The 16779-nt window shown below is 67.2% G+C and carries 15 protein-coding genes; 4 read left to right on the forward strand and 11 right to left on the reverse strand.

Annotation, left to right across the window (positions count from 1 at the left end):
- Nucleotides 1-46 precede the first annotated feature (46 nt).
- A complete protein-coding gene (locus NK718_RS08515; RefSeq protein WP_254740600.1) occupies nt 47-1639 on the forward strand; it encodes a GMC oxidoreductase in 1593 nt (530 codons plus the stop codon).
- Here NK718_RS08515 and NK718_RS08520 read toward each other — a convergent pair.
- The 6 genes from NK718_RS08520 to NK718_RS08545 form a co-directional block, all read right to left on the reverse strand.
- Entirely contained in the window at nt 1626-2519 is an 894-nt protein-coding gene (locus NK718_RS08520; RefSeq protein ID WP_254740602.1) for a LysR family transcriptional regulator, read from the reverse strand. The two genes, NK718_RS08515 and NK718_RS08520, sit on opposite strands and share 14 nt — an antisense overlap.
- 132 nt (nt 2520-2651) lie before the next feature.
- On the reverse strand, nt 2652-3761 hold the full coding sequence (locus tag NK718_RS08525; protein WP_254740604.1) for a lactonase family protein: 1110 nt from the start codon (nt 3759-3761) through the stop codon (nt 2652-2654).
- Nucleotides 3762-3830: 69 nt separating this feature from the next.
- Nucleotides 3831-4784, reverse strand: a complete 954-nt coding sequence (locus NK718_RS08530) for a sugar phosphate isomerase/epimerase family protein (protein ID WP_254740606.1) — start codon at nt 4782-4784, stop codon at nt 3831-3833.
- A gap of 97 nt (nt 4785-4881) precedes the next feature.
- The gene (locus tag NK718_RS08535) at nt 4882-5748 is read right to left on the reverse strand and encodes a carbohydrate ABC transporter permease (RefSeq protein ID WP_254740608.1); all 867 of its coding nucleotides are present in this window, start codon (nt 5746-5748) and stop codon (nt 4882-4884) included.
- Nucleotides 5749-5762: 14 nt separating this feature from the next.
- The gene (locus NK718_RS08540; RefSeq protein WP_254740610.1) at nt 5763-6650 is read right to left on the reverse strand and encodes a carbohydrate ABC transporter permease; all 888 of its coding nucleotides are present in this window, start codon (nt 6648-6650) and stop codon (nt 5763-5765) included.
- A gap of 65 nt (nt 6651-6715) precedes the next feature.
- Nucleotides 6716-8047 (reverse strand): ABC transporter substrate-binding protein, encoded by a 1332-nt coding sequence (locus tag NK718_RS08545; RefSeq protein WP_254740612.1) that lies wholly within the window; start codon nt 8045-8047, stop codon nt 6716-6718.
- 309 nt (nt 8048-8356) lie between these two features.
- Here NK718_RS08545 and NK718_RS08550 point away from each other — a divergent pair, with 309 nt between their 5' ends.
- From NK718_RS08550 to NK718_RS08560, 3 genes are all read left to right on the forward strand, one after another.
- A complete protein-coding gene (locus NK718_RS08550) occupies nt 8357-9544 on the forward strand; it encodes an MFS transporter (RefSeq protein ID WP_254740614.1) in 1188 nt (395 codons plus the stop codon).
- 12 nt (nt 9545-9556) lie between these two features.
- Nucleotides 9557-11635, forward strand: coding sequence for a GMC family oxidoreductase (locus NK718_RS08555; protein WP_254740616.1), 2079 nt, complete (start codon nt 9557-9559; stop codon nt 11633-11635).
- A gap of 181 nt (nt 11636-11816) precedes the next feature.
- The gene (locus NK718_RS08560) at nt 11817-12143 is read left to right on the forward strand and encodes a hypothetical protein (RefSeq protein ID WP_254740618.1); all 327 of its coding nucleotides are present in this window, start codon (nt 11817-11819) and stop codon (nt 12141-12143) included.
- A gap of 34 nt (nt 12144-12177) precedes the next feature.
- Here NK718_RS08560 and NK718_RS08565 read toward each other — a convergent pair whose 3' ends face one another.
- From NK718_RS08565 to NK718_RS08585, 5 genes are all read right to left on the reverse strand, one after another.
- Nucleotides 12178-12540: a carboxymuconolactone decarboxylase family protein gene (locus NK718_RS08565; RefSeq protein ID WP_254740620.1), complete on the reverse strand. Its 363-nt coding sequence runs from the start codon at nt 12538-12540 to the stop codon at nt 12178-12180.
- 148 nt (nt 12541-12688) lie between these two features.
- Nucleotides 12689-13465, reverse strand: coding sequence for an SDR family NAD(P)-dependent oxidoreductase (locus tag NK718_RS08570; protein WP_254740622.1), 777 nt, complete (start codon nt 13463-13465; stop codon nt 12689-12691).
- A 2-nt stretch (nt 13466-13467) separates the two neighbouring features.
- Complete coding sequence (locus NK718_RS08575; RefSeq protein WP_254740624.1) at nt 13468-14298, reverse strand: carbohydrate ABC transporter permease; 831 nt, start codon at nt 14296-14298, stop codon at nt 13468-13470.
- Nucleotides 14291-15163: a carbohydrate ABC transporter permease gene (locus NK718_RS08580; RefSeq protein WP_254740626.1), complete on the reverse strand. Its 873-nt coding sequence runs from the start codon at nt 15161-15163 to the stop codon at nt 14291-14293. The genes NK718_RS08575 and NK718_RS08580 overlap by 8 nt, the downstream gene beginning before the upstream one ends.
- 91 nt (nt 15164-15254) lie before the next feature.
- Entirely contained in the window at nt 15255-16544 is a 1290-nt protein-coding gene (locus tag NK718_RS08585; protein ID WP_254740628.1) for an ABC transporter substrate-binding protein, read from the reverse strand.
- Between the last annotated feature and the right edge of the window lie 235 nt (nt 16545-16779).

Raw genomic sequence — 16779 nt, forward strand, 5'->3', positions numbered from 1 at the left:
GAGGCCGGGCAGAGGCCGGCCTGACGTTTTCCGGAAGGGTGCATCGATGTCCACTTCATTTCATGAGCAATTCGACGTTGTCATCGTCGGCAGCGGGCCGACCGGCGCGACCTACGCGCGCGTCATCGCGGACGAATGGCCGGCCGCGCGCATCCTGATGGTGGACGCGGGCCCGATCATCAGCGATCCGCCCGGCATGCACGTCGCCAACATCGTCGACGACGACCAGCGCCTCGCGGCCCAGATCGCCTCGCAGGGGCCCCACAGCCACGCTGCCTATGCGGGGATGTCCCAGGAGGAGGTGCTCTCGCGCAAGCGCGGCGGGCATGACACATCCATGCTGCGCCGCCCGGGCCTGTTCCGCGTCGGCGGCGGCGGGGTCGACGGCGACGAGTTCCCGGCCTCGCACTCCTCGCATAACGTCGGCGGCATGGGCTCGCACTGGTTCGGCGCATGCCCCCGGCCGGACGAGAGCGAGCGCGTGCCCTTCATCGAGCGCCCGGTGCTGGACGAGGCGTTGGCGACGGCCGAGCGCATGCTGCGCGTGTCGCGGACTCAGTTCGGCCAGTCGCACATCGCCAGACCTCTGCGCGAGAAGCTGGAAGGGCTGTTCAACGCTGGCCGCACGCCCGACCGGCAGGTTCAGCCCATGCCGATGGCGGTCAACGTCACCGAGCGCGGCGTGGAGCGTTCGGGCTCCAACGTCATCATGGGCGACCTGCTGACCGTGGAGACGGAAAGGTTCGAACTGCGCCCCGAGACGGTGTGCATGCGCATCCTGATGGACGGCGGCCGGGCGGAGGGCGTCGAGCTCAAGAGCGTCCGGACCGGCGAGCTCAGGACAGTGCGCGCGGGGACGGTCGTCGTCGCGGCGGATTCCCTGCACACGCCCCAATTGCTCTTCGCCTCCGGAATTCGTCCCGGGGCGCTCGGGCGCTATCTCAACGAGCACCCCCAGCTCACCATCCTGGCCGAGTTCACCGGCGTGCCGGCGGGCGAGCCGATGGACCTTGTCCACGGCGGCGGCGTGCTCGGCGACCGCACGGTGGTGGCGCGCATGACCAGCGGCGTCATGTGGGTGCCCTACAACGGCGAGCGCTTTCCCTATCACGTCCAGATCAGCCAGGTGGAGCCGGCGTCCCTGCTGCCGGAAGACCAGGAGGCGGTAGGCGGCAACGCGGTGCTGTCGGTCTCCTTCTTCCTCACCTCGAACATCCAGGCCGACAACAGGGTCGAGTTCAGCGAGACCGAAACGGACTGGCTCGGTCGGCCGAAGATGAAGCTTCGCTTCCGCTTCAACGAGGCCGACTGGGCGCGCGTGGAGCGAGCCCGGGGCGATCTGGCGCGCGTGCTGGCCGCCGTGGGACGGGCCGTGCCGGGCCACCAGCCCCGCCTCGCGCCGCACGGAACATCGTTGCACTACCAGGGCACGATCCGCATGGGCGAGATGAACGACGGCGCCTCAGTATGCGACCGGAACAGCCGGGTCTGGGGCCTCGACAACGTCTATGTCGCCGGCAATGGCGTGATCCCGACCATGACGGCGGGCAATCCCACGCTGACCTCGGTGGCGCTGGCGCTGCTCGGCGCGCGCGACATCGCGCGACGCAACGCCGGCCGAAGCGTCAGTCCACGCTGAACTCGCGGACGATTTCGATCAGGTGCAAGAGCAGGGGGTTGGCATCTCCCTTGCGCCAGAAACACGTGATCTCGATGTTGTCCGACGGCTCGATGGGCACGTAGACCACGCCCGGGAAGGGGATCGTGTCCCACGCCTGGTGGACGAGGTGAACGCCGAACCCCGCCGAGACGAGGCCGAGCCGCGTCAAGGTGTTGCTCGCCTCATGGGTGATCCGCGGCGAAAAGCCCGCGCGGTAGCACAGCGAGATGATGCGGTCGTAGATCGCCTTGTCGTTGGGCTCGCGCGGGAACATGATCCACGGCTCGTCGGCGAGCTCGATCAGCTTCAGGCGATTGCTGCGCGCCAGCGGATGCGACGCGGCCAGCACCGCCACGAGCGGGTCGCGCACGATGGTGATCCGGTCGTACTCGCCCGTCAGCCGCACCGGCGGGTGGGCGAAGACCACGTCCGTCCCGCCTTCCGCCAGCCCCTGGAGCTGCGCCATCGAGGGCGCGACGTTGTCGACGAAATTCAGCGAGATTTCGGGGTAGCGGCGATGGAACTCCGCCAGGATGCTCGGCAGCGGCCCGAGCAGCGCGGCGGCGATCACGCCGACGGAGAGCTTGCCCGCCTTGCCCTGCGCGCCGACCACGGCGCGGCGGCGAGCGACCTCGGCGAATTTCAGCAGCTTCACCGCCTCCGGCAGGAAAGCCTCGCCGGCGAGCGTCAGGCGGACGTTCTTGCGGTCGCGGTGGAACAGCGTGACCTTGAGGTCTTCTTCCAGCTGCTTGATGCGTCGGCTCACATGGGGCTGGGCGATCCGCAGCCGTTCCGCCGCCATGCCGAAGTGACGCGTTCCCGCCAGGGTGACGAAGGTCCGCAGCTGCGCGAATTCCATGCCGATGCACTCCCCGCCCAAAGAATGCACGACCGGGTCGCCGAGAACGATTGAAATTTCAGGGGAGTGGCCATGCTCCGGCGCCGCACGGATCCTTTCGGACCCGGCGGGCCGGGGGAGGGCCTTGGCGCGCTACATGAAGCGCACGCAGATAGGCGTTCCGGCCTCGACGACATTGCCGGTGGCGGTGAGCTTTCCGGTCGCCGTGTCGACCCGGAACATGACGACGTTGTTGGAATCCTGGTTGGCGGCGGCGAGGTGCTCGCCGGTGGGGCTGATCTCGAAATTGCGCGGGATCTTGCCACGCGTGCTCTCGTGGCCGACCAGCGTCAGCGTGCCGCTCGCCTCGTCGATGGCGTAGATGACGATGCTGTCGTGGCCCCGGTTGGAGCCGTAGAGGAAGCGCCCTGACGGGGCGATCTGCACCTCGGCGCAGGTGCTGTGGCCGGTGAAGCCGGCCGGCAGGGTGGGCAGGGTCTGCAAATCCGTGAGCACCCCGGTCTCCGCGTCGTAGGCGTAGGCCGTCATGGTCGAGTCGAGCTCGTTGATGAGGTAGGCGAAGCGCCCCTTGGGGTGCATCACGATCTGGCGCGGCCCCGCCCCGGGCTTTGTCGCGATCCACGGCTGCCGCGGGTTGGGCGTGAGCTTTCCGGTCCCGGCGTCGAAGGCGTAGTTGATCACCTTGTCCATGCCGAGGTCGGGCACGAAAAGGAAGCGGTTGCCGCGGTCGAGCGTCACGGCGTGGGCGTGCGGGCCGGCCTGCCGGCGCGGATCGATGCTCGACCCCTGGTGCTGGATGAACTCGCAGGAATCCCCGAGCGAGCCGTCGTCGCGCACCGGCAGCACGCACACACTGCCGCTGGCGAAATTGGCCACGAGCACGTTGCGCCCGGTGGCGTCCACGACGAGGTGGCAGGGGTCCGTGCCGTGGCTCGCCGTGGTGTTGAGGTAGGTCAGCGCGCCGGTCTCCGGGTCGATCCGGAAGGCGCTGACGGCTCCGCTGGCCTTGCCCTCGTACTCCTTGAACTCGTTGACGCAGTAAAGAAACTTCCGCGCGGGATCGAACGCCAGATAGGACGAGTTGCGCACGTTCTCGGTGATGCCGACGGGCACGAGCGCGCCGTTGGCGGCGTCGAACTCGAAGCAGTAGATGCCCTTGCCCTGGCCCTGGAGCACCTGCCCCGTGCCGAACAGGATGGGCTCGCTGTAGGTCCCGACATAGACGAGTTGGCGGCGTGGCATGATGGTTCTTCCGGAGCTGCGTTCGTTTTTGATGGAGCCGGGAGCCCGCGCGGCGGGCTCCCGGCCGCGTCACTCGACTGTAATGCCGAGATCCTTGCAGATGGCCTTGAGGTAGTTCATGCCGGCGACGGTTTCGGCGACGAACTCGTCCGTGGCGGTGGGGTTGCGGTAGACGCCCGGAGCGGTCGAGTTGGGGCCCCGCGAGACGCCCGGGACGTCCTCCAGCTCGATGGAGATGACGCCGTCATAGCCGACATCCTTGAGGGCCTGGAACATCGCCGTCCAGTCGATCTTGCCCATGCCGGGACGCCAGTGGACGTTGGTCACGCCGTCATTGTCCGACACATGGCAGTGGATGATCTTGCGGCCGAGCCGGTAGACCGAGATGTTGGGGAAGTCGCCGACCGGGAAGGTGTGGCTCGGGTCGAAATTGATGCCGACCGCCTTGGAATTCACGTGTTCCAGCAGCCGCAGCGCGCCGTCCGTGTTGGCCACGTAGCGGGCCGGGTGGGGCTCGATCGAGAGCATCACGCCCGCCTTCTCGCAGTAAGCGGCGCAGACCTTCAGGGCGGCGACGTAGTCTTCGAAGTTCCTGTCCCAGTCGACTCCCCGCGGCACCTTGGCGGCGAAGGTCTGCACCAGGGGCTTGGTGGTGATGCGCGGGATTTCCTGGCTGTCCTTCATGGCGAAGGCGTGGGTGCTGACCATGTTGATGATCGGCGAGCCGAGCTCGACGCCGACATCGACGGCCCGCTTCCAGTGGTCGATGGCCGCCTCGCGCTTGGCCGCGTCGGGGCTCGACAGGTCGTGCGGGGTCGAAACGAACTGCGACAGCGACAACCCTTCGCCCGCCAGCGCCGACTTGAGCGTCCGGATGGTCTCCGGCGTGTAGTAGTCCTTCAGATAGTCCTTGTTCCAGGCGATCAGCTCGATGGCCTTGAAGCCGAGGCTGGCGACCCGCTTGATGCAGGTCTCGTAGGGTGGGTCCCACTGGAACGGCCAGGACGAGGCTCCGAACTTCATGACAGTCTCCCTTTCGCAACGATAATTCTGGTGGAGGACACAACTCGACCGTTCGCCGGCCGCGCGGTCGACGTTCAGGCCTGTCGAAACGCGATGCTCAGCCCTTGACCGCTCCTCCCAGCAAGCCCTGAACGATGAAGCGCTGCATCAGCAGGAAGAAGAACAGCACCGGCAGCGTCACGATGCCCGCGCCCGCCATCAGCAGGTCCCAGCGGAAGGTGTATTCCTCCTGGAAGCTGGCCAGGCCGATCGGCAGGGTGAAGAGGTCGTGCGACTGCATGAACACGAGGGCGAACAGAAACTCGTTCCAGCTGCGGATGAAGCCGAACATGGTGACGGCCGCGAGCCCGGGGCCGGCGAGCGGCAGGATGACCTTGTGGAACGCCGTGAGCTGCGAGGCCCCGTCGATGGCGGCGGCCTCCTCGAGCTCCTGCGGGATGGCCTCGAAGAAGCCGCGCAGCATCCAGATGGTGAAGGGCAGCGAGAACGACGTGTAGGCGATGATCAGCGCCGCGTGGGTGTTCAGGAGCCCCATGCGCTGCATGATGATGAACATCGGGATGACCAGCAGGATGTGCGGGAACATCTGCGTCACCAGCAGCAGCAGCCCGTAGGCGTAGCGGCCCGGGAAGCGGATTCGGGCGATCGCGTAGGCGGCGTAGATCGAGATCGCCACCGAAAGCGCGGTGGTGATGGCCGCCACCTTGAAGCTGTTGACGAAGTAGATCGGGAAGTCCGTCCCCAGCCACACGTTCCGATAGTTCTCCAGGCTCCAGTTGACCGGGAGCATAGTGAGATTGCGGGCGAACAGCTCGGATTGCGGCTTCAGCGAGGAGGAGGCCATCCAGAATACGGGGAACAGGATCGCGACGACGGCGACGATCAGGAGGGCGTAGACCGCCAGGAACCAGATCATCGTGCGGTAGGTCAGCGGCAGGCCGAGGAAGGTGGGTTTGCGTTGCATGTTCCGCTCGCTCCTCAAGCCGCTTCCGCCTGCGAGCGGTAGACCAGCAAATAGGCCACGCTGATGACGAGGAGGCACACCAGCATCAGCATGGCGATGGCGGCGGCGTAGCCCATCTCCGAGCCCCAGAACGCCTTGTCGTAGACGAGCGTCGGCAAGATCTTGGTGGCGCCGGCGGGTCCGCCGCCGGTCAGCAGGTAGACGATGTCGAAGGCCTGGAATGTCCAGATCGACGCCAGCAGCGTGATGATGATGCTGGTCGAGCGGATCGCCGGAAAGGTGACGTAGCGGAAACGCTGCCCCATGTTGGCGCCGTCGATGGTGGCGGCCTCGAACAGTTCCTTCGGCACGTTCTGCAGGGCCGCGAGGAGGGTGATGAACATCACGGGGTAGAGCTTCCAGATCTGCACCACGATCACCGCCGGCATGGCGATGTTCGGGTTCGAAAGCCAGGTGATGGGGCTGCCGATGAGCCCGAACTTGGCGAGCAGGAAGTTGATGACCCCGAACTCGTCGCCATAGGCCCACTTCCACAAGAGGGCCGTGCAGACGTCCGGAATCACCCAGGGGATCAGGAACAGGGCGCGGAACAGGCCCCGGCCCCAGATCTCCATGTTGAGTAGCAGCGCGAGGCCGAGAGCGACGAGGTACGCGCCGGCCACCGAGCCCGCCGTCCAGTACAGTGTCTTCGCAAGGCTCGGCCAGAACAGCGGCTCGTCGGTCAAAGCGCGCAAATAATGCGTGAGCCCCACGAAGGCGGTGGGATTGCCGCGCAGCATGTTCTGGTTCTGCACGCTGACGATGACGCCTTCCACGATCGGGACGACGCTGAGCAGCGTGATCATGAGCAGCGAAGGCAAAATCAGGACGTAGGCGAAACGGACTCGCCTTTGCAGGAACATCGAAACGCTCTCCGGCCAGGTGAAAGGGGCGGCGACGGGCTTTGCCGTCGCCGCTTGGCTCCTCTTTAGGAGCTGAACACCTTCTTCATCGCCTCGTGAGCGTCGAGCACCGCCTTCTCGGGCGTCTTGGCGCCGACGACGACCTGGTTCACCGGCCCGGCGAACATCTTCTCGCCGTCGATGACGCCCATCTCGGGCCGTCCGAAGCCCGGATAGGCGAAGTCGGTCGAGTACGGCACGACCTTCTCCAGCGCCTCGCTTAGAAGGCGGTTGTTCTTTACGCGGTCGGTGTTGATGTCGCGCTTGAAGATCGGCCAGTGGCGGCCGGGCGCGGCGAGGTACAGGCGCTCGAGACGGCCCGGCTGGACGAACCAGCGGATGAACGTCTTGGCCTGCTCCTTGGCCGGGCTGTACTTCCACACGAACATCGGGTTGTAGAACGCCGCCGACAGCTTGCCGGACGGGCCGGCCGGCCCTTCCAGCACCTCGAGAATGCCGGTCTTGTCGAACAGCGCCGGGTTTTCCTTCATCAGGCGCGAGATCACCTCGCCCGTGCCGAAGCCGAAGGCGGCGCGGCCCTGGACGTAGAGCGTATGCGGGTCGTCCGTGTTGTAGGAGGCGATGCCGGGCGGCGTGACCTTGTACTTGGTGGCGAGGTCGGTGAGGAAGGTCAGCGCCTTGACGTTGGCGTCCTTGGCCGTGGTGCCGAAGACGAGGTTGCCGTCCTTGTCCAGGATGCTGCCGCCGGCCTGGAACATGAAGGACATGTAGAAGTGCTGGGCGATGTGGAAGTCGCCGGCCGGGTAGACCACGCCGAAGACGCCGTTGGCCGGATCGTTGAGGGCGATGGCGGCGGCCTGGAACTCGTCCCACGTGCGCGGCGGCTTGATGCCCTTCGCGTCCAGCAGGTCCTTGCGGTAGTAGATCGGCCGGATATCGAGGTTGTAGGGAACGCCCCAGTAATTGCCCTTCCAAAAGAACTTCTTGTAGGCGAACTCGCTGAAGATGTCGGCAAGATAGCCGTTCTTGTCCCACTCGGCGATGATGTCGTCCATCGGCTCCATCTGGTCCGCGGCGGCGAACTGGAGCGGGTGATAGGAGTAGGCCTCGGCGACGTCCGGCATGGTCTGGCCGCGCATGGCGGCCATGAACTTCGGATAGACCAGGTTTCCGGACACGGGCTCGTGCTTGATCTTGATGCCCGGGTTTTCCTTCTCGAAGTCGGCCAGGATCTGCTTCAGCGCCGCGGACAGTTCGGGCGTATTCAGCCGGACAGTCCAGAAGGTGAGTGTCGTCGTGCCCTGCGCGCTCGCCTCTTCGTCGCAGGTCAGCGCGAAGAGACCGCCCATGGCCAGCGCCAGAGTCTGCCGCCGGTTGATTCCGATTCCGCCCGTCATTGGCTTCCTCCATTGTGCTCGCGCGGCTCTTGTGTCCGCTCGTCGCAAACCCGGCCTGATCCGGTCGATCCTTTGGCGGCGGGCGCGGGTTGCGCCGACCCCCGGATGCCACCCTCGGTTCCGGCCACGTTAAGGTGAGGCTAACAGCCCGCCGGCGCAAAATCGGTATTGAAGGATACGTTTTTTGTATCGTAACCGACCCTAGACTCCCCCGTCGCCGCATGGGACAGGCAGGCGGCGCCGGCGACATGGGCCCGCGAGCCCGCGCGTTCCGGACCGGGATCGACCCGGGCGGGGAGGGATAGAGGCTTGATTTCGTCGGCCAAGGACGACCGGTCCACGATTGTGCGGGTGTGTTGCGCCTATTTCGCGCTGTTTTCGTGCAACGGTCTCCATCAGCCTTTCTTCCCGATCTGGCTTTCCGCCCACGCGATCACCGAGTCGCAGATCTCGGTCATCATGAGCGCGCCGCTTCTGCTGCGCCTGTTCGTCACGCCCGCCATCGGGTCATTCGCCGACCGTTCGTCGAACCGCACGCGGGTCATCCGCGTGCTCGCGCTGCTGGTGCTGGCGACGGCGATGCTGCTGTCGCGGGCGCAGGGCTTCTGGCCGATCATGGCGCTCACCTGCCTGATGATGCTGATGTCGCAGGCGATTTCGCCCATCGTCGACGCCACGGTTCTCAGCCTGGTGAGGCAGGGGCGGGCGCACAGCTATGGCCGCATGCGGCTCTGGGGCTCGGCGGGCTACGCCACGGCGGCGCTGATCGGGGGCCAGATCCTCGGTCTCGGCGGGCCGACCGCCGTGTTCTACGCGTTCATGACCATGCTGGCGGTGGAGTTCGTCGCCTTCCTGGCGCTGCCGGATGGCGCCGGCGCGCCGGTCAAGGACGAGCGCCCGAACCTTCCGCTGCGCCAACAGCCGCTGCTCGTCGCCGTGATGCTGGTGGCCGGGCTCGCCCTGACGAGCCAGACCGCGTTCAACATCTTCGGCTCCATCTACCTGCGCGAGCACGGCTTTTCCGACCGCACCATCGGCTTCCTGTGGGCGCTTGCGACGACCGCCGAGATCGTCATGTTCTGGGCCGGGCCGCGTGTGACCGGCATCCTCGGCCCGTTCGGCCTTCTCGCCCTGGCGTCGGGCGTGGCGGCGCTGCGCTGGTCGCTGATGGCGCTGACGCCGCATGCCGGCGTCATCGTGCTCCTGCAACTCACGCACGCCGCGACCTTCAGCTGCAGCTATCTCGGCCTGATGCGCTTCGTGGAGGTGCATGTGAGCGACCTGCGCGGGGCGACGGTGCAGAGCCAGTTCGTCACCCTGATCGGCGTGATGACCGCTCTGTCCACGCTCGCCGTCGGGCCGATCTACCAGCAGTTCGGCAGCGGCGTGTTCCTGGCGGCGGCGTCGCTCGCGGCGCTCGCCTTCATCATCCTGCTGGCCATCCGCAAGCCGCTGCAGGCCTCCGACCTCGCGCACGCGAATCCGTCCTCGCCCTGAAGAGACCGCGCCATGAGCCTAAACCCGAATCCCATGCACGCGCTCGACCCGATGCTCGACGCAATCGTCGACCGGATCGTCCCCGGCGGCGAGACGCCCGGGGCGCGCGAGGCAGGGACGGCGGCCTATGTGCGCGCGCGCCTCGCGGCGGACCCCTCGGCGGCCGACACGGTGGCGCGCGGCGCCGCGGCCCTGGACGAGACGGCGCGCTGGCGTTTCGGCGTCGCCTTTGCCGCATTGGACCCCGCGAGGCAGGACGAGATGCTGGCGGCCGAGGCCCGCGCTCCCTGGTTCGCGGCACTGGCGGAGTGGACGACGGAGGGCTTCTACGCCGACGAGGGCTCCGGCGGGAACGCCGGCAACCATTCTTGGACCGCGCTCGGCTACGATCCGCGCCTGCCGCCCGTCGGTCCGCTCGTCTCTCCCTCCGCCACCGCGGGGCTGGACGAGATCGACGAAGTCCATGACGTGATCGTGGTCGGCGCAGGGGCGGGCGGAGGCGTCGTCGCCTGCGTGCTCGCCGAGGCCGGCCACCGCGTGCTGTTGCTGGAGCGCGGCCCCGGCGACCCGACGACGCTCGGCATGGCGCGCGACCATCTGCGCAACCAGCGACTGTCGGCCTACGGCCATAATGCCGGGCCGGATATCGAGGGCCATCCTCGCGTCGTTGTCGAGCCGGGGGGTGGGGAGCGGGTCGTGCGCCCGCACGAGAACGGCTATCAGAACAACGCCGCCGTCGTGGGCAGCGGCACCGTCGTCTACGGCGCGCAGGCCTGGCGCTTCCATCCCGACGATTTCCGCATGGCGTCCCGCTACGGATCGCCCGAGGGCTCGTCGCTCGCCGACTGGCCCTTCGATTATGGCGAGATCGAACCTTGGTATGAGCGCGCCGAATGGGAGATCGGCGTCGCCGGCTCGCCGTCCGGGCAGCACGCGCCTCGCCGCCGGGGCTATCCGATGCCGCCCGTGCCGGGCTACGCCAGCCGGCGCGTGCTCGAACGTGGCGCCGCGGCGATCGGCATCCCGACCGTGATCCCGCCGCTGCTGATCAACACCGCGCCGCGCCACGGCCGCGCCGCCTGCGCGGAATGCGGCTCCTGCGTCGGTTTCGCCTGCCCGGTGGACGCCAAGAACGGGACGCAGAACACGGTGATCCCGCGCGCGCTGGCCACCGGCCGCTGCACGCTGGCGACCTCGGCGACCGTTTCGCGAGTGAACGTCGATTCGCGCGGGGTCGTGCGCGGCGTCACGGTGGTGGGCAATGCCGGCGGCCGCACCCTCGAGCGCTCGTTCCGGGCGCGCGCCGTGGTGCTCTGCGCGGGAGCCATCGAGACTGCGCGCCTGATGCTCAATTCCGCCTGCGACGCCGCGCCCGGCGGCCTCGGCAACGCCAATGGCTGGGTCGGACGAAACCTGCAGGGCCATTTTTCGCCGATGGTCTACGGGCGCTTCGAGGAGCCGGTCTACGATCCGCGCGGGCCGGGCGTCTCGATCGCGAGCACGGCTTTCAACCACGGCAATCCGGGTCTGATCGGCGGCTCGATGATGGCGGACGACTTCATCATGCTGCCGGTGATTTTCTGGAAGCGCGCCATGCCGGGGGACGCGCCTCGCTGGGGCCTCGCCGCGAAGGAGGAGATGCAGCGCAGCTACCGATACGTGTCGCGCCTGTTCAGCCCGGTGCAGGAGATCCCCACGCTCGACTCGCGTGTCAGCGTCGATCCCGCCGTTCGAGACCGCTTCGGGATTCCTGTGGCCCGGCTTTCGGGCGTCGTGCATCCGGAGACCATGCGCACCGCGCTGTTCATGCGCGAGCGCGCGCTCGATTGGCTGCGCGCGTCCGGCGCGACGCGGACATGGCACGATCCGCTGGTGTTCCGCCTCTCCGCCGGCCAGCACCAGGCCGGCACGTGCCGCATGGGGACGGACCCCACGACTTCGGTGACCGATCCGTGGGGCCGGGTGTGGGGGCACGACAACCTGTTTGTGGCGGACGGTTCGCTGCATCCCACCAATGGCGGGTTCAACCCGGTGCTCACCATCCTGGCGCTGGCCTTCCGCACGGCCGAGCACGTCAGCCGGCACATCTGACGTGCGACCAGATGGGCGTTCAACGGCCGGAGCCATAGCCCCGCGTCAGGTCCGGGGCATGCAAATGTCAAGCAAGCGCTAGAATCCGCCGCCACCGATTGGACATGAATCACCGTATTCATGTTCCATTCATCGGCCGCGGTTAAGGCTCGAGACAGTCATGCAGGAGAGAGGTTTGACGATGATCCGGAAGTTCGCTGCGACCACTGCGGGAGCCCTGGCCCTGGCGGCGTCTCTTGTCGGAAACAGCGCCCCGGCTTCGGCCGAGTACGGCCGCAATGCTGCGTTTTTCGGTGGGCTGGCGACCGGCGCCGTGGTCGGCGGCGCGATCGGCTACGCCGCGCGCCCCTATGCCTACGGGCCGGGATACGGCTACGGGTACCGCCCCAGCTATTACGCGCCGGGCTACTACGCCGCGCCGGTGGCGACGTGCTGGCGCGAGCGCGAGCCGCTTTACGACCGCTGGGGCAATGTCGCGTCCTACCGCACGGTCCGCGTCTGCCGCTGAGAGCGGCCCGGTTTCCGCGAATCCAGGCGGCGTCTCAGGACGCCGCCTTTTCTTTTGGGGCCGTCATCTGGTCGAACGCGTCGATGGCGTGGCTCGCGTACATCACCGACGGTCCGGCGCCCATGTAGATCGCCATCCCCAGCGTTTCGAGCACTTCCTCGCGCGTCGCGCCCTGCTGGATGGCCGCCTTGACGTGGAAGCCGATGCAGTCGTCGCAGCGCAGCGCCACGCCGACGGCCAGCGCGATCAACTCCTTCGTCTTGGTGTCGAGGGCGTTCGTCTTGAGGGCGGCCTGGGCCATTCCGGAGAAATTGCGCATCACCTCGGCCTGACCGGCGCGAAGTTGCTTGAGCGGCTCGCTGAGTCCGCCGAGGAAATCGGCCCAATTCGTGTACATGTCGCCTCCAGGTGACGCCGGGGCGGCGTCTGCTGTCCGCGCGGGCACGGGGGCGGACGCCGCGCGATTCCTGATGGGTATATTCGAATTAGCGCAACTATCAAGGTCGACGGGCCTGGCTCTCGAACGCGCTTGGCGAGGCAAGCCGTCAAGCGGCGTTCCAGCCCCCGTCGACATAGAGTTCGCTGCCGGTGATGTAGCCGCCCGCGTCCGAGCACAGCAGCAGCGCGGCCCCGACGCAGTCCTCCGGCGTTCCGACCCGCCCGAGCGGGATCCGCGCCTCGACGCGCTGGCGGTAGGCGGGGTCGGCGAGCACGGCTTCGTTGCGCTCGGTGGCGATGGCGCCGGGCGAGAGCACGTTGACGGTGATGCCCTCCGGGCCGAGTTGCGCCGCCAGGTTGCGGGCGAGGTTGGCGCTGGCGGACTTCAGCGCCGCGTAGACCGCCAGTCGCGGGTTCGGCCTGGCGCTCTGGATCGAGCCGATCATCAGGATGCGGCCCCAGCCCCGCCGCGACATCGCCGGCCGTGCCGCCGCCATCAGCGCCAGCGGCGTGCGCAGGTTGACCGCGATCTCCTCGTCGAAATCGGCCGCCGGCATCGCGTCCCAGGCGTGCCGGTGCTCGGCCGAGGCGTTGAGGACGAGAATATCCGGCGCGCCGAGCCGCGCCGTCACGGCGTCCACCAGGGCTCTCGCCGCCGCCTCGTCCGCGAGATCCGCCTGGAAGGTCTCGGCGGTCCCGCCTTCGGCGCGGATCGCGGCGGCGGCCGCCTCGGCAGCCTCGCGGCGTCCCACGTAATGCACGGCGACCGTCGCGCCGGCTTCGGCCAGCCCCAGCGCGATGGCTCGGCCGATTCCCCGGCTCGATCCGGTGACCAGGGCTACGCGGCCGCCGAGGTCGAACCGCCGCCGCGTCGCGTCGCTCATCGTCACCCCTTGACCGAGCCGGCGGTGAGGCCGGCGATGAGGAATTTCTGCACCAGCGCCACGAAGGCGACAACGGGGACGAGCTGGACGGTGGCGGCGGCGAACAGCAGGCCCCAGTCGACACCGGTGAGGCTGCCCATCATTTCGCTGATGACCACGGGGGCGGTTTTCGCCTTCGTCGTCGTGAAGATGAAGGCGAAGAGGTATTCGTTCCAGGCGTAGACGAACACGAACACGCTCGCCGCCACCATGCCCTGCGCGCTGAGCGGGACGATGACCCGGCGCAGGATCTGCATTTCGCTGGCGCCGTCGATCGTCGCCGCCTGGTCGAGCTCGTCGGGGATGGAATCGATGAACGTCTTGAGGATCATGCTGCCGAGCGACACGAAGAACGTCGCGTAGAGCAGGATGAGGATCGTGTAGCTGTCGCTCAGCGCCAGGAAGTCCGCCACCGGATACAGCGGCAGGGTGATGACGATGGGTGGCAGCAGGCGGATCGCCACCATGAAGAGAGCGGATCCCGCCAGCGCCCCGCCGCGATAGCGCGAATAGACGTAGCCCGCCAGCACGCTCGCCACGAGCGTGAGCGCCGTGGCGCTGAGCGCGATGACCGCGCTGTTGCGCAGCGTCCAGATGAAGTCCGGCCATTTCTCGAACAGCGTCCGGTAGTGCTCCAGCGTCGGCTCGAACACCAGCGTCGGCGGATAGGTGAAGATCTCCGCCGTCGGCTTGAAGGAGGACAGCACGACCAGTGCGACCGGCACCGCCGACCACACGATCAGCAGCAGGATGACGAGCGTCCGCGCGACGATGCTGGCCAGCGATTCACGCATCCTGCTTGAACCCCCGGCTGTAAAGCAGGCGCAGGTAGATCGCCGCGATCGCGCCGGAGATCATCACCATCACCCAGCCGGTGGCCGATCCCTTGCCGAACGAGGCATAGGTGAAGCTCTGCTTGTACAAATAGATCGCCAGCACCTCGGTGGTGCGGGCCGGGCCGCCGCCCGTCAGCAGCCAGACCTCGCTGAACAGCCGGAAGGCGAGGATGTAGCGGAAGATCAGGGCCACGAAGATCGCCGGCATCACGCCGGGCAAGGTCACGAACCGGAAGCTCTGCCAGCCGCTCGCGCCGTCGATCGTGGCGCTTTCGTAGAGCTCCTTCGGCACGGCGAGCATGGCGGCGTAGATGAGGATGAAGGTGAACGGCAGGTGCAGCCAGATGCTGACCACGCTCACCAGCCCGAGCCCGTGCGTCGGGTTTGTCGCCCAGTTGATGTCCGGCAGGCCGGCCGCCGCCATCGCCTTGGCGAAGCTGCCGACATTCGGGTCGAGCAGGAACTTCCAGATGACGACGGCGACGACCTCGCTGATCGCGTAGGGCATCAGGACGATGGCCAGCAGCGTCTTGCGGAACGGCACGCCCTTCGCGAACACGGAGGCGAGGAGGAACGCCAGCACGAGTTCGCCATAGACGATGACGTTGATGACGATCAGCGTGTTGACGAGCGCGCGCCAGAAATAGCGGTCGTTCCAGATCGCGGCGTAATTGTCCCAGCCGATGAAGGTGGGCGCCTTGCCGTAGCTCGATTCCGTGAAGCTCAGCCAGAAAACGTAGAGCGAGGGCAGGGCGATGATGAGGATGAGCAGACCCTGCGTCGGGGCGAGCATCGCCAGTTGCCGAAGGCCGAACTTCCTCATCGCGCCGACTTTCAGGAGACCATGGACAAGCGGGGCCGCGCTAGGCGCGGGGGCAGGGCGGGGCGGCGAGCGGGCCGCCCCGCGCGGGCGCTCAGGCCGGCAGCATCGGCTGGATGCGCTTCTGCATGTTCTTGGCCGAGACTTCGGGTTCCTGCAGACCGAGCATGGCGGCCTGCATCTCCTCGATGAACACGTCCTTGGCCTCGGCGGCCTTGTTGAACGCCGGCATCGGAACGCGCGCGGCCTTGATCGCCTTCGCCTCCAGCGCGGCATAGGGCACCATCTGGATCAGGCGCGGGTCGGCATAGGCGGACCCGCGCACCGGGCCGTTGCCGTTCACCGCCTCGCGGATGGTGTTCTCCTTGGTCGAGAGCTCACGGATGAGGCTCCAGGCGAGCTCCTTGTTCTTGGAGTTCTTCGGAATCATCATCGACCAGAACTCGGCCGAAGCGATCACCTCGCCCTTGGCGAGCATGTCCTTCGAGACGATCGGCAGGGCGAGCTTGAACGCTCCGGGGAATTTCGACGACTTCGGGTCGTTGAAGAGCACCGTGCGGCCGAACGGGAAGTAGGTCATCGCGATCTGGCCGGTCTGCATGGCCGTGATCAGGTCGTTCTGCTTCATCGCGGTGATGTTCTTGGGGATCAGCCCCTCGGCGTACATCGTCTTGAGCAGCGTCAGCGCCTTCACCATGCCCTGGCTGTCGGCAACGCACTTGTAGTCGTCGGTGATGAAGTCGCCGCCATAGGCGCGGGCGAGCTTCACGACGTCGGAATAGTTGTCAGCCTGGAATCCCCAGCCGTGCACCTTCAACCCGTCGGGCCGCGTGTAGGTGAGCTTGCGGGCGTAGTCGAGCAGTTCGTCGATGACCTGCGGAGGCCTGTCGAAGCCGCGCTCCTTGAGGAAGGTGTCGTTGTAGTGCAGCGCGTTCACCGCGTGGCGGAACGGAACGCCGTAGCGCTGCCCCTTGCTCGAGAACGCCTTCACCATGCCCTGCGAGATATCGTCGAACTCCTCGATGGGCGCCTTGGCCATGAAGGGTTCGATGGGCTCGAACAGGCCCATGATCTCCGGCACGGCGCGGGTGTTGAGGACGAAGTCGATGGCGACGTCGGAGCTGCCGAGACCCGCCTCGCGGAAGATACGGTCGTGAATCGCGTTCAGATCCAGCGTCACCCATTCCAGCGTGGCGTTGTTCTGGTCCGTCCACGCCTTGGTGACGTCGCCGCCCGGACCCTCCGTCGCGGTCTGCTGGTGGACGCGGTGCGAGATGATGGTGAGCTTGGTCTTGGACTGGGCGCTGGCGCGGCCGGCGGATGCGGCAACCGCCGCTCCGGCGAGCCCGCCCGCCACGAACTGACGGCGGTCGATTCTGGCCATGGTCTCCTCCCGACTGTCGAGCCGCGCGTTCGGCGATTGGCGCCGTCGCGCGGTGATCCGTGTCGAAGCGGATGAGCCATCGGCCACCCGCCGGCGTCCTCCCGGGCCGGCTCATTTTTGAAGGGAGCCGTGCCGCGGATTTTCAGTTTGCTACATGCATCAGGACAGGGCAACGGGAATTTTTTCGACGCCCCACCTAACCCGCACAGGAGGTAACCTGCGGACATCGCATGCC

The sequence above is a fragment of the Alsobacter ponti genome, assembly GCF_024294805.1.
Taxonomy (GTDB): Bacteria; Pseudomonadota; Alphaproteobacteria; order Rhizobiales; family Beijerinckiaceae; genus Alsobacter; species Alsobacter ponti.

Excerpts from the sequence above, each read along its gene's own strand:
- NK718_RS08585 (WP_254740628.1), bottom strand. The coding sequence starts at position 16,544 with ATGGCCAGAATCGACCGCCGTCAGTTCGTGGCGGGCGGGCTCGCCGGA.
- NK718_RS08555 (WP_254740616.1), top strand. The coding sequence starts at position 9,557 with ATGAGCCTAAACCCGAATCCCATGCACGCGCTCGACCCGATGCTCGAC.
- NK718_RS08535 (WP_254740608.1), bottom strand. The coding sequence starts at position 5,748 with ATGCAACGCAAACCCACCTTCCTCGGCCTGCCGCTGACCTACCGCACG.
- NK718_RS08530 (WP_254740606.1), bottom strand. The coding sequence starts at position 4,784 with ATGAAGTTCGGAGCCTCGTCCTGGCCGTTCCAGTGGGACCCACCCTAC.
- NK718_RS08575 (WP_254740624.1), bottom strand. The coding sequence starts at position 14,298 with ATGCGTGAATCGCTGGCCAGCATCGTCGCGCGGACGCTCGTCATCCTG.
- NK718_RS08545 (WP_254740612.1), bottom strand. The coding sequence starts at position 8,047 with ATGACGGGCGGAATCGGAATCAACCGGCGGCAGACTCTGGCGCTGGCC.
- NK718_RS08580 (WP_254740626.1), bottom strand. The coding sequence starts at position 15,163 with ATGAGGAAGTTCGGCCTTCGGCAACTGGCGATGCTCGCCCCGACGCAG.
- NK718_RS08570 (WP_254740622.1), bottom strand. The coding sequence starts at position 13,465 with ATGAGCGACGCGACGCGGCGGCGGTTCGACCTCGGCGGCCGCGTAGCC.
- NK718_RS08515 (WP_254740600.1), top strand. The coding sequence starts at position 47 with ATGTCCACTTCATTTCATGAGCAATTCGACGTTGTCATCGTCGGCAGC.
- NK718_RS08560 (WP_254740618.1), top strand. The coding sequence starts at position 11,817 with ATGATCCGGAAGTTCGCTGCGACCACTGCGGGAGCCCTGGCCCTGGCG.
- NK718_RS08520 (WP_254740602.1), bottom strand. The coding sequence starts at position 2,519 with ATGGAATTCGCGCAGCTGCGGACCTTCGTCACCCTGGCGGGAACGCGT.
- NK718_RS08525 (WP_254740604.1), bottom strand. The coding sequence starts at position 3,761 with ATGCCACGCCGCCAACTCGTCTATGTCGGGACCTACAGCGAGCCCATC.
- NK718_RS08565 (WP_254740620.1), bottom strand. The coding sequence starts at position 12,540 with ATGTACACGAATTGGGCCGATTTCCTCGGCGGACTCAGCGAGCCGCTC.
- NK718_RS08540 (WP_254740610.1), bottom strand. The coding sequence starts at position 6,650 with ATGTTCCTGCAAAGGCGAGTCCGTTTCGCCTACGTCCTGATTTTGCCT.